General features: G+C 48.2%; 8 protein-coding genes. 6 read left to right on the forward strand and 2 right to left on the reverse strand.

What is annotated here, in order from left to right:
- Positions 1-152: 152 nt before the first annotated feature.
- Positions 153-1,304, forward strand: coding sequence for an acyltransferase family protein (locus tag OCV81_RS11750; RefSeq protein ID WP_148330170.1), 1,152 nt, complete (start codon positions 153-155; stop codon positions 1,302-1,304).
- A 137-nt stretch (positions 1,305-1,441) separates the two neighbouring features.
- Here OCV81_RS11750 and OCV81_RS11755 read toward each other — a convergent pair whose 3' ends face one another.
- A complete protein-coding gene (locus tag OCV81_RS11755; protein WP_148330171.1) occupies positions 1,442-3,601 on the reverse strand; it encodes a DNA topoisomerase 3 in 2,160 nt (719 codons plus the stop codon).
- Positions 3,602-3,747: 146 nt separating this feature from the next.
- On the opposite strand from OCV81_RS11755, the gene OCV81_RS11760 reads away from it, so the two are divergent.
- From OCV81_RS11760 to rmuC, 3 genes are all read left to right on the forward strand, one after another.
- Positions 3,748-4,425, forward strand: coding sequence for a zinc metallopeptidase (locus OCV81_RS11760; RefSeq protein ID WP_022354482.1), 678 nt, complete (start codon positions 3,748-3,750; stop codon positions 4,423-4,425).
- An 82-nt stretch (positions 4,426-4,507) separates the two neighbouring features.
- On the forward strand, positions 4,508-5,872 hold the full coding sequence (gene hisS, locus OCV81_RS11765) for a histidine--tRNA ligase (RefSeq protein WP_148330173.1): 1,365 nt from the start codon (positions 4,508-4,510) through the stop codon (positions 5,870-5,872).
- A gap of 139 nt (positions 5,873-6,011) precedes the next feature.
- Positions 6,012-7,421, forward strand: coding sequence for a DNA recombination protein RmuC (gene rmuC / locus OCV81_RS11770; protein ID WP_148330174.1), 1,410 nt, complete (start codon positions 6,012-6,014; stop codon positions 7,419-7,421).
- A gap of 80 nt (positions 7,422-7,501) precedes the next feature.
- On the opposite strand, the gene OCV81_RS11775 is transcribed toward rmuC, so the two are convergent.
- On the reverse strand, positions 7,502-9,646 hold the full coding sequence (locus OCV81_RS11775) for a polysaccharide lyase 8 family protein (protein ID WP_262640340.1): 2,145 nt from the start codon (positions 9,644-9,646) through the stop codon (positions 7,502-7,504).
- 244 nt (positions 9,647-9,890) lie between these two features.
- On the opposite strand from OCV81_RS11775, the gene OCV81_RS11780 reads away from it, so the two are divergent.
- Together OCV81_RS11780 and groL are read left to right on the forward strand one after the other, a co-directional pair.
- Positions 9,891-10,163: a co-chaperone GroES gene (locus OCV81_RS11780; protein ID WP_007562047.1), complete on the forward strand. Its 273-nt coding sequence runs from the start codon at positions 9,891-9,893 to the stop codon at positions 10,161-10,163.
- A 40-nt stretch (positions 10,164-10,203) separates the two neighbouring features.
- Positions 10,204-11,841: a chaperonin GroEL gene (gene groL, locus OCV81_RS11785; protein WP_148330175.1), complete on the forward strand. Its 1,638-nt coding sequence runs from the start codon at positions 10,204-10,206 to the stop codon at positions 11,839-11,841.
- Positions 11,842-11,886: the final 45 nt, after the last annotated feature.

Here is an 11,886-nt window from a genome sequence, read left to right on the forward strand (position 1 = left end):
AATCCGTTTCATTCTAAAGGACTGCTTAAAAGACTGTATTTCAATAATTTCAAAGACCGATTAGCTAACTTTTATTGGACAGTAGTGGTAGGACAAATTTAAATTGGGGGTGATTCCCTATCTTTGCAGGGTCACATTCAATTTATTCCAATATGAATCATTCAATTTCTTCCTCGGCCTTTGCCGATACGAAACCGCATTATGAACTGCTCGACGGACTGAGAGGAGTGGCCGCACTGCTGGTGGTGTTTTATCACATTTTTGAAGGTTTCTCTTTTGCCGGAGGGGGCACCCTCATCACGGTCATCAACCACGGCTACCTGGCCGTCGACTTTTTCTTTATACTTTCGGGTTTTGTCATCGGCTATGCTTACGACGACCGCTGGAAAAAAAATCTGACCTTGAAAGGCTTCTTCAAGCGAAGACTGATTCGCCTTCATCCGATGATTGTCATGGGAGCGGTTATCGGTTGCATTACCTTCTTTATCCAGGGAGGGGTGAAGTGGGACGGCACGCAGGTGGCTACCTCCGCAGTCATGCTGGCCCTCTTGCTGGCGATGTTTTTCATACCGGCCTATCCGGGAGCGGGTTATGACGTACGCGGAAACGGGGAGATGTTTTCGTTGAACGGTCCCAGCTGGTCGCTGTTTTTTGAATATATCGGGAATATTCTTTATGCTCTTTTCATCCACCGGTTGAGCAACAAAGCGCTGACCGTCTTGGTGATATTGCTTGGAGTAGGACTTTCGTGGTTTGCCTTGTCCGACGTGGTGGGCTACGGCATGATTGGCGTGGGCTGGACGCTCGACGGACTGAACTTCTGGGGAGGGATGTTGCGAATGCTTTTTCCGTTCACGCTGGGCATGCTGATATCGCGGAATTTCCGACCGTTTAAGGTTCGGGGGGCGTTTTGGATTTGCAGTGTCATTCTGTTGGTCCTTTTCTGTGTGCCTTATGTGGAAGGCCATTCGCCCGTGTGTCTGAACGGGGTGTTCGAGATGGTCTGCATTGTTGTCATATTCCCTATGCTGGTTTGTCTGGGGGCTTCCGGACAGACCACCGACAAGCGGTCGACCCGTATCTGCAAGTTTTTAGGCGATATATCCTATCCGTTGTATGCCATCCACTATCCTTTGATGTACCTGTTCTATGCGTGGCTGATTGAAAACAAACTGTACACGCTGGGAGAAACCTGGCCGATGGCGGCATTGGTTTATTTCGGAAGCATCGTCTTGGCCTATCTGTGTCTGAAACTCTATGATGAGCCTGTAAGGAAGTGGCTGGGCAGGAAGTTCGTGAGATGAAGAATTACGGAAGTCTTTAGGATAAAGAATAAATTTCCCCAAATATCTGAGGTTAATCTGATATTTGGGGAAATTTAAATTCTTAGTATTCGTATGTTTGTAGTTCGGTAGTTGGGTTATCGTTTATCCGTTTTTGATCACACTTTGAAGGGTTTGCGGAACTTGCATCCGTTTTTCCACTGTGAGCATCCGTAGGCCATTTTCCCCTTGATGATGATACCCGTGCCGCATACGGGGCAGGCTTTGCCCAAAATACTGTCGTCGGCAGGAAGGGTATCCTCTTTAGGAGTATCCGGCGCGGCGGTTTTCTTGCTGGCTCGTGGCTTGCGGGGAGCGGCTTTCTTCTTGGGCTCACCGTCGTTGCTCTTGGGGGCAGCGGCTTTTTTTAACGGGATTTTCGGACTGTCGTCGGTGGTGACGGTGACACGGCGGTTACTGTTGTCGCGTAACACACTGTACACAATGTCGGTGACCATCTGTTTCAGTTCGGCCAGGAAGGTACCCGCATCGTAGCTCTTCCGCTCGATTTCCCGCAGTTTCTTTTCCCAGATACCGGTCAGTTCGGCCGATTTCAACAGTTCTTCGTGAATCAGCTGAATCAGTTCCACGCCCGTAGGAGTGGCAATCAGGTTTTTACGTTCCTTGCGGATGTAATGCCGCTTGAACAAAGTCTCGATGATGGCGGCACGGGTAGACGGGCGGCCGATGCCGTTTTCCTTCAAGGCATCCCGCAGTTCGTCGTTGTCCACCAGCTTTCCGGCAGTTTCCATGGCACGCAGCAGGGTAGCCTCGGTATAAGGTCGGGGCGGCTGTGTCCATTTCTCGTTGAGCATCGGACTGTGTGGACCGCTTTCTCCCTTGGTGAAGGCGGGTAATACGCTTTCTTCTTCGTTTTCCTTGTTTTCTTCCGATACGTCCTTGGCAAAGATGACCCGCCAGCCGGGTTCCAGAATCTGTTTGCCGGTTACTTTGAACTCTATTTGGTCGGCTTCCCCGATGACGGTGGTCGTCGAGAATTTGCAGTCAGGGTAGAACACCGCGATGAAGCGCCGGGCTATCAGGTCGAATACCCGTTTTTCCATGTCGCTGAGGCCCTGCGGCTGTACGCCCGTAGGGATGATGGCATGGTGGTCGGTCACCTTGCTGTTGTCGAATACCTTCTTCGACTTGAGGAGCGGTTTCCCGGCCAGTGCGCCCGTATAAACGGTATAATCTTTCAGTCCCTCCAGAATTTTCGGACACTTGGGATAGATGTCATCGCTCAGGAAAGTGGTATCCACACGCGGATAGGTGGCCACCTTCTTTTCATACAACGACTGGATGAGCTGCAAGGTCATGTCGGCCGAGTAGCTGAATTTCTTGTTGCATTCTACTTGAAGGGAAGTCAGGTCGAACAGGCGGGGAGGAGCTTCCGTACCTTTCTTGGAACTGACTTCGGTCACGGTGAAGTCTACGTTCCGGATGCGTTCCAGCAAATCTTTTCCCGTCTGTTCGTCGGTAATCTGCGGAATGCCTCGGTTGGCATCGGTCTGTGTCTTTTTCTTGGTCGAAGGATTCTCTTTTTCCTTCTCGGCTTCTTCCGCCAGTTCCTCGTCACTTTTGCGTACGATGGCCGAGAAGACTGTATCCCGGTAGACCGTCTTCAGTTCCCAATACTGCTTGGGTACGAAATGTTCGATTTCCTGTTGTCTTTTCACAATCAGGGCCAGGGTAGGTGTCTGTACCCGCCCGATGGAAAGTACCTGTTTGTTCTGTCCGTATTTCAGGGTATAGAGTCGGGTGGCATTCATGCCCAAAGTCCAGTCGCCGATGGCCCGGCTCAGCCCGGCTTCGTAGAGCGGCTGGAACTCCGACTGGTCTTTCAAGTGTGCAAAACCGTCGCGGATGGCCTCTTCCGTCAGTGAGGAAATCCAGAGCCGTTTGACCGGACACTTGGCTCCGGCCTTCTGCATCACCCACCGTTGGATGAGTTCTCCTTCCTGGCCGGCATCCCCGCAGTTGATAATCATTTCAGCTTCCTGCATCAGTCTTTCGATGATGTGGAACTGCTTCTCAATCCCGCTGTCGTTGATCAGTTTGATTCCGAAGCGGGGAGGAATCATGGGAAGTGTACTCAGGCTCCACGTTTTCCATGAAGGAGTATATTCATGCGGTTCTTTCAGGGTACACAAATGCCCGAATGTCCAGGTCACCTGGTATCCGTTTCCTTCAATGTATCCTTCTTTTCGGTTCTTGGCTCCCAGCACGTCGGCGATGTCGCGTGCCACGCTGGGCTTTTCGGCGATGCAAACTATCATGGTCTTTCTTTCAATATGGGGCAAAATTACGCAAAGTTGCCTGAATAGAAAAATAAAATCTTTATCTTTGAGCGGAAACGACTGACAGCCTTTCTTTTGGCAAGGTTTTTGTAAGATAGAATATATAACGATTAAATGAAGAAATTATGTTTATTTGGATTGTATTTATAGGTATTGCGATTCTCAGTTACATGGTTCAGGCCAGTCTGAAGAGTAAGTTTGAAAAGTATTCCCAGATTCCGCTGACCAATGGGATGACGGGAAGGGAAGTCGCCGAAAAAATGTTGCGTGACAACGGTATTTACGACGTGACGGTGACCAGTACGTCGGGGATGCTGACCGACCATTATAACCCGATGAACAAGACGGTGAACCTGAGTGAAGGGGTTTATGGAAGTGCAAGTGTGGCTGCGGCGGCAGTAGCTGCCCATGAGTGTGGACATGCCGTACAGCATGCGCGGGGATATGCGCCTTTGCGGATGCGTTCAGCCTTGGTGCCGGTGGTACAGTTCTCTTCTTCCATCGTATCGTGGGTGCTGCTGGCAGGTATCCTCATGGTAAATTCTTTCCCACAGCTGCTGCTGATTGGTATTTGTCTGTTTGCCATGACTACCTTGTTCAGTATTATTACGCTCCCGGTGGAGATTGATGCCAGTCGTCGGGCGTTGGCTTGGTTGAGTCGGGCAGGTATCACCAATGCCTTCAATCACCAGCAGGCCACGGATGCCTTGAAGTCGGCTGCCTATACGTATGTAGTAGCGGCACTGGGTTCATTGGCTACGTTGATTTACTACGTGACAATTTATATGAATCGCCGCGAGTAAGCGTGAAATCCTTTCGTTTTGTGTGTGGAAGGTAGAAATTTTATTCGTAATTTTGCCCCGTTAATTTAAAGACTGATTCATTATGGCAACAAAACCAAGTATACCGAAAGGAACGAGAGACTTTTCGCCGGTGGAAATGGCGAAACGTAACTATATATTCAACACGATTCGCGAAGTGTTCTATCTTTATGGCTTTCAGCAGATAGAGACTCCTTCCATGGAAAACCTGTCTACCTTGATGGGAAAGTACGGGGAGGAAGGCGACAAGCTGCTTTTCAAAATCCAGAATTCGGGGGATTATTTCTCTGGGCTGACCGATGAAGAGCTGTTGAGCCGGAACGCAGCCAAGTTGGCCAGCAAGTTCTGTGAGAAGGGGTTGCGCTATGACCTGACGGTTCCTTTCGCACGTTACGTGGTGATGCACCGTGATGAAATCACTTTCCCGTTCAAGCGTTTCCAGATTCAGCCGGTATGGCGTGCCGACCGTCCGCAGAAGGGACGTTACCGCGAGTTCTACCAGTGTGATGCCGACGTGGTGGGCAGCAATTCGCTGCTGAATGAGGTGGAACTGGTGCAGATGATTGATACGGTGTTCCAGAAATTCGGTATCCGGGTTTCCATCAAGATTAACAACCGTAAGATTCTGACCGGTATTGCGGAGATTATCGGAGAAGCAGATAAGATTGTCGACATTACGGTAGCCATCGACAAGTTGGATAAAATCGGTTTGGACAATGTGAATGCGGAACTGGCTTCAAAGGGTATTCCGCAGGAAGCGATTGACAAGTTGCAGCCGATTATCTTGCTGAGCGGTTCGAACGAAGAGAAACTGGCTACATTGAAGAATGTGCTGGCTGCCAGTGAAACTGGTCTGAAAGGGGTGGAGGAAAGCGAATTTATCCTGAAGACGATTGCCAGACTGGGTATCAAGTCGGAAGTGGAACTGGATTTGACGTTGGCCCGCGGATTAAACTATTATACAGGAGCCATCTTTGAAGTGAAGGCCTTGGATGTACAGATTGGTAGTATCAGTGGAGGTGGCCGTTATGACAATCTGACAGGAGTGTTTGGTATGGACGGTATGTCGGGCGTAGGTATCTCTTTTGGTGCCGACCGTATTTACGATGTGCTGAACCAGCTGGATTTGTATCCGAAGGAAGCCGTGAACGGTACGCAACTGCTGTTCGTCAACTTTGGAGAGGCAGAAGCGGCTTATGTACTTCCTATCTTGTCACAGGCGCGTGCGGCAGGTATCCGTGCGGAAATCTATCCGGATGCAGCCAAGATGAAGAAGCAGATGAGCTATGCCAATGCGAAGATGGTACCGTTTGTAGCTATTGTAGGTGAAAACGAAATGAAAGAAGGAAAGGTGACACTGAAGAATATGGCAAGCGGCGAGCAGTCGCTGGTTACTCCGGATGAATTGGTGGCTGCCATTCACGGATAAGTGTGAATCATTTCTAATAAAATAAGAACGCAGGTTTCACGGAAGAAGGCGGAAGAGGTAGAGGCTTCGGACTTCGGTTTCGTGGAACCTGTGTTTTTTATCTGAACACTGATAAATAATTCACAGTAGAACAGGAGATATGGAAATCGTATATTTAGTGATTGGCGTGATAGTGGGAGGTTTGCTGGGCTATTTGTTCGCAGCCCGGAAATCGGTAGCCTTGCGCTCACAGTTGCAGTGGAGCGAGGCACATGCCCAGGATTTGCTTCAAGCAGAGAAGGAACGTGCGGCGGCTTTAGCAGAACAGTATAAGAAAGAGACGGAGAGACTGCGTGGGCAGTTGGACGAACTTTCCGGAAAGTGGAGTGAGACCGGTCGGGCACTGGCAGCTTCACAAGCGGAGCGTCGGAATTTAGAAGAGCGTTTGACGCATCAGAAGGAAGAAGTGGAGCAGTTGCGGAAGCAGTTGAATATGGAGTTTGAGAACATGGCCAACCGCATTTTCCAGCAGAAGACGGAGGCGTTCAATCGGCTCAGCTCGGAAACGTTGGGCAATCTGTTGAAACCTTTTGGCGAAAACCTGAAGGAGTTCAAGCATCAGGTGGAAGAAGTGTACGACAAGGAATCCAAGCAGCGTTTTTCGCTGGAGGACCGTATCAAGGAACTGATGCAGCTGAACAAGCAAATCAGTGACGATGCCAACAACTTGACCCGGGCCTTGAAAGGAGATTCCAAGGTACAGGGAAATTGGGGAGAAATGATTCTGGAAACCATCCTGGAGAATTCCGGTTTGCGGGAAGGGGAAGAATATTTCCGTCAGGAATTCCTGAAAGATGAGCATGGCGAGCCGCTCAAGAATGAGCTGGGACAACGGATGCAGCCCGATGTGCTGGTGGTGTATCCGGACAACCGGCAAGTGATTATCGACTCGAAGGTATCGCTTACGGCTTATGCCAACTATGTGGGGTGTGAGGATGCTGGACAGCGGGAACAGTACCTGAAAGCGCATCTGGCTTCGGTCAAGGCGCACATTGACGAGCTGAGCCGGAAGGATTATTCCAGTTACAATGTGTCGGCCTTGGATTTCGTGATGATGTTTGTGCCCAATGAGCCGGCGTACCTGCTGGCACTCCAGGCCGACCCGGACTTGTGGAACTATGCGTATCAAAAGAAAGTGGTGCTGATGAGCCCTACGAACCTGATTGCGGCGCTGAGGCTGGCGCTGGATTTGTGGAAGCGGGAGTATCAGGTGAAAAACATTCAGGACATCATCAAGCGAGGTACTGTGTTGTATGAGAAGCTGGTGGGATTTACCGAGACTTTCGAGAAAATCGGTGATACGCTGCAGGCAGCTTCCACGGCTTACAAGAATGCCTTGGGACAGCTTTCACAGGGGAAAGGCAACCTGATTCGTCAGGCGGATATGCTGACAGAACTGGGAATTACGTCGAAAAAGAAATTCTCTCCTCGTCTCCGGCAAGAAGCAGACAAGGATATGGCATCAGCTTCTCCTGTGAAGGACTTGTTTTCGGATTCGGAAGACAAATGAGGATAAAAAGAAACTCCATAACATCTTGTCTTGAATGTCATGGAGTTTCTTTTTTTATACTAGTTAATAACTAGGCTGGGTTATAGTTTCACGGTATACTGCTTGGTTGCTCCGGCATAAATACCTGTCTGACTGAAGTCGGCGGTAAGTGTTTGTTTTTTCTTTCCGATTTTCAGTTCCACCTGAATGGGCGATTGGGTTTGTCCCGGATCGGCAATATGCAGGTTCGCAGTCTTGGCGGTAATATCTTTTACCATCAACACACACGGCTTGTCCACCGTTACGCTCAGTTCTTTATGCTTGAATGTACCCGCTTCGAAGAAAGTCACCATCCAAACATTCAGCTTAGTGTTTCTTACGGCTTGAATCTTTGCTGTATTCGAAAGAATTTCAATGGCATTTTTCTTCTGATAATCCTCCATTTCTTTGGCTGAAGTTTTTCCTGGTACTACAATGTAGGCGTAGGAGCCGTCTTTCGGGCCTACTCCATGGTTGATGCCCAAGGTAAAGACATCCATTTTTTCTTCCTTCTTCGACTTGCTGGTGTTGATATCATACCAGCGTCCAGTCTGTGTCTGGGCGGTCAGGAACACTTCTTCTTTCTGCGGGAAGAAATAGCCGATATGGTCGTGCAGTACCCACTGTGGAGCCTGCAAGGTGTAGCTGCCTTTTTCCACAGCTTCTTCTTTCCCGTTCTTATTGACCTGTATGCCGTCTTTCAGGAAGCACTGGTTGACAGTGGTGTGAACCGGATAAGTGGAGGTAGATTGGATGCCGGCACCCAAGCACACAACCTCATTGTCAAAGAAATACCAGCTTTTCTTGGCACCCGTGTTGACTTCCGGATTGGTGTCCATATAGGCGTATGCGGTAGCTCCGTAAATGCTGTCAGAAACTCCGCCTGCGTATGTAGAAGTGCCCAATACTCCCCATGCCTTTGGATCCATTGGAATCTTCTCTACCTGTGGAGCGGTTGTTCCCGGAATATGACACCAGTTCCATACCGGGAAGATGTTGAAGTATTCATCTCCCGTCTGTACGATGTTGGTACATCCGTCGGACATGAAATAGGTCTTCAGGTTTTCCTTATTGCCATATTCACATTTCTTGGTACGGGTAGAAGCCAGACGTACATCGAAGTTGTATTGCGGGCGTACATGCAGAGAGTAATCGCCGCGGAAATAATGGGTATGAGATGCTGTCACCTGATAGTCGGCAGGCTGTTTGCGGTTCAGCCGGGCAATGATGGCCTTGTATTCCTCGGCATGGGCCGGGTCAATGTCAATCATACGTTTGGCATAGGTGGTAGTGGTTCGTTTGTTCAACAATCCCGGACGGCTTACGCTGCGTCCTACCACATCGAACGACATGTTTTGTCCGCGCACGGCACGATAATAAGTTTCACGCATGAATTTGCTGAGCAACTCCACCTTTTCCTTGCTGAGTTCATATTGTGTGCCTAATGCGTAAGAGGCAACCTGAGTGACTCCTTTGATGATTTCATCGCCATATCCTCCGATATAAAGCTGTTCTCCATGCTGGAAATAACTGTTGTCATGCTGGAAACCTTCCTCTGTGGTATATACGATTGGATTGAAGACGTTGTCGATGGCTGTTTTCAGGTCGGTTTCGTTCTGTGTCAAGCAAGAACGGTAGATCCAGTGCAGGGCAATGTCCGTGCGGTTGGCGCCTGTCCATTTAGCCGGGTCGCCTCCTGTTTCCTGGAGGCGTTTCAGTATTTTGGTTTCCAGGTCTTGTGGAATCTGTTTTTTTCCAATGCGCATTTGGATGAGCAGAAGACCCAATTTCTGTGGTTCAGAAATCTGGTTGTGCCACCAGTTGTCGCTTTCAGAATCCACGTCATACCAGTACTCCAGTCCTTTGACGATTTTCTGATACAAGTCCTCGTTCTGGTAATATTGGTTTTTGGGATTGGTGTATGCATACACAAAGTCAGACAAACGTTCTACATGTTTGATGGGTGTCCAGTTAGTCATCTGGGTATCATCGTAGTCGATGTCGCTGAAGGAACCATTTTCCTGGAATAAAGTCAGGTCTTTATCAATGGAGGGATTCTTGACAGTGCTGTTTCGTATCTTCTCCATGAACATTTCATAGTCATTTTGCTTTTGAGTCGATGCTTGTGTAAACTGAGAAGCCCAACTCGTGGCCATGCTGCAGGAAAGAGCCGTGGCCAAAGTGAGAGTTTTCAGGGTAATATTCATAAATCTTTTAATTAGTTTTAGGTGGTAAAGATAATTATTTTTCAAAAAGTGTGCAATTTAATGAAAGATTGTTTTAGGGTGGTAACCTATTAGGGCTGGCAGAAAAGAACCCCAGTTTGTCAGTCATTTCATGCCATAATGTCAGTTTTGCGGTTTTGGCACACTTTTCGTAAGGAGGTTAGTGCTTTCATGAAACAATGCATGAGGCTATAATGTAGTATAAACGTAAAAAAAATATAGTATTATGAACATTAAACCATTAGCAGACAGAGTCCTGATTCTTCCGGCTCCTGCAGAAGAAAAAACAATCGGCGGTATTATTATTCCTGACACAGCAAAAGAGAAACCGTTGCAGGGTGAAGTAGTGGCCGTAGGCCATGGCACAAAAGACGAAGAAATGGTCTTGAAAGTAGGCGATACGGTCTTGTACGGAAAATATTCTGGTACAGAAATCGAATACGAAGGTGTGAAGTATTTGATGATGCGTCAGAGCGATGTACTGGCAGTTTTGGGATAATTCATTCATTTATTTAAAAGATTAGAAAGGAAAATTCAATATGGCAAAAGATATTCTCTTCAACATTGACGCTCGCGATCAGTTGAAAAAAGGTGTAGATGAACTGGCTAATGCAGTGAAAGTGACACTGGGCCCGAAAGGACGTAACGTAATCATCGAAAAGAAATTCGGTGCTCCTCACATCACGAAGGATGGTGTAACTGTAGCAAAGGAAGTGGAACTGAGTGACCCTTTCCAGAACACTGGTGCACAGCTGGTGAAATCAGTAGCTTCAAAGACTGGAGACGATGCCGGAGACGGTACTACTACCGCAACCGTATTGGCGCAGGCGATTGTTGGCGTAGGTTTGAAGAACGTTACAGCCGGTGCTAACCCGATGGATTTGAAACGTGGTATTGACAAGGCCGTTGCAAAAGTGGTTGAATCAATCAAGTCACAGGCTGAAACTGTAGGCGACAACTACGACAAGATTGAACAGGTGGCTACTATTTCTGCCAACAATGATCCGGTAATCGGTAAATTGATTGCAGATGCCATGCGCAAGGTTTCTAAAGATGGTGTCATCACCATTGAAGAGGCTAAAGGTACTGATACTACCATCGGTGTAGTAGAAGGTATGCAGTTCGACCGTGGTTACTTGTCAGCTTACTTTGTAACCGATACGGAAAAGATGGAATGCGTGATGGAACATCCGTATATCCTGATTTACGATAAGAAGATTTCTAACTTGAAAGATTTCTTGCCTATCTTGGAACCGGCTGTACAGAGCGGACGTCCGTTGCTGGTTATCGCAGAAGACGTAGACAGCGAAGCCTTGACTACTTTGGTTGTGAACCGTCTGCGTAGCCAGTTGAAGATTTGTGCAGTGAAAGCTCCGGGCTTCGGCGACCGTCGTAAAGCCATGCTGGAAGATATCGCCGTATTGACCGGTGGTGTAGTCATCAGCGAAGAAAAGGGCTTGAAACTGGAACAGGCTACTTTGGAAATGCTGGGTACTTGCGACAAGGTAACTGTGACAAAAGAAAATACGACTATCGTAAACGGTGCTGGTCAGAAAGAATTGATTCAGGAACGTGTCAACCAGATCAAGGCTGAAATCAAGAACTCTACTTCTGACTACGACAAAGAAAAACTGCAGGAACGTCTGGCTAAGTTGTCAGGTGGTGTAGCTGTTCTTTACGTAGGTGCTGCCAGCGAAGTGGAAATGAAGGAAAAGAAAGACCGTGTAGATGACGCTTTGTGTGCTACTCGTGCCGCTATCGAAGAAGGTATCGTACCGGGTGGTGGTGTCACTTACATCCGTGCCATCGATGCATTGGAAGGCATGAAGGGTGACAATGCCGATGAAACAACCGGTATTGAAATCATCAAACGTGCCATCGAAGAGCCGCTTCGTCAGATTGTAGCCAACGCCGGTAAGGAAGGTGCCGTAGTGGTTCAGAAAGTACGTGAAGGCAAGGGTGACTTCGGTTACAATGCTCGTACAGATGTATACGAACACTTGCACGCAGCAGGTGTAGTTGATCCTGCCAAAGTAACTCGTGTAGCTTTGGAAAATGCCGCTTCAATTGCCGGTATGTTCCTGACTACTGAATGTGTCATCGTAGAAAAGAAAGAAGAAAAGGCTGAAATGCCGATGGGCGCTCCAGGAATGGGCGGCATGGGCGGTATGATGTAATCGTCTCCTTTCAAGATATAAAAGTAAAATCCCAACCGGATGATT

This window comes from Phocaeicola fibrisolvens, assembly GCF_025567125.1.
GTDB classification, from domain to species: domain Bacteria; phylum Bacteroidota; class Bacteroidia; order Bacteroidales; family Bacteroidaceae; genus Phocaeicola; species Phocaeicola fibrisolvens.

What these genes read in the sequence shown, in the direction of transcription:
- groL (WP_148330175.1), top strand. Translation starts at nt 10,204, where the DNA reads ATGGCAAAAGATATTCTCTTCAACATTGACGCTCGCGATCAGTTGAAA.
- OCV81_RS11760 (WP_022354482.1), top strand. Translation starts at nt 3,748, where the DNA reads ATGTTTATTTGGATTGTATTTATAGGTATTGCGATTCTCAGTTACATG.
- OCV81_RS11780 (WP_007562047.1), top strand. Translation starts at nt 9,891, where the DNA reads ATGAACATTAAACCATTAGCAGACAGAGTCCTGATTCTTCCGGCTCCT.
- rmuC (WP_148330174.1), top strand. Translation starts at nt 6,012, where the DNA reads ATGGAAATCGTATATTTAGTGATTGGCGTGATAGTGGGAGGTTTGCTG.
- OCV81_RS11775 (WP_262640340.1), bottom strand. Translation starts at nt 9,646, where the DNA reads ATGAATATTACCCTGAAAACTCTCACTTTGGCCACGGCTCTTTCCTGC.
- OCV81_RS11750 (WP_148330170.1), top strand. Translation starts at nt 153, where the DNA reads ATGAATCATTCAATTTCTTCCTCGGCCTTTGCCGATACGAAACCGCAT.
- OCV81_RS11755 (WP_148330171.1), bottom strand. Translation starts at nt 3,601, where the DNA reads ATGATAGTTTGCATCGCCGAAAAGCCCAGCGTGGCACGCGACATCGCC.
- hisS (WP_148330173.1), top strand. Translation starts at nt 4,508, where the DNA reads ATGGCAACAAAACCAAGTATACCGAAAGGAACGAGAGACTTTTCGCCG.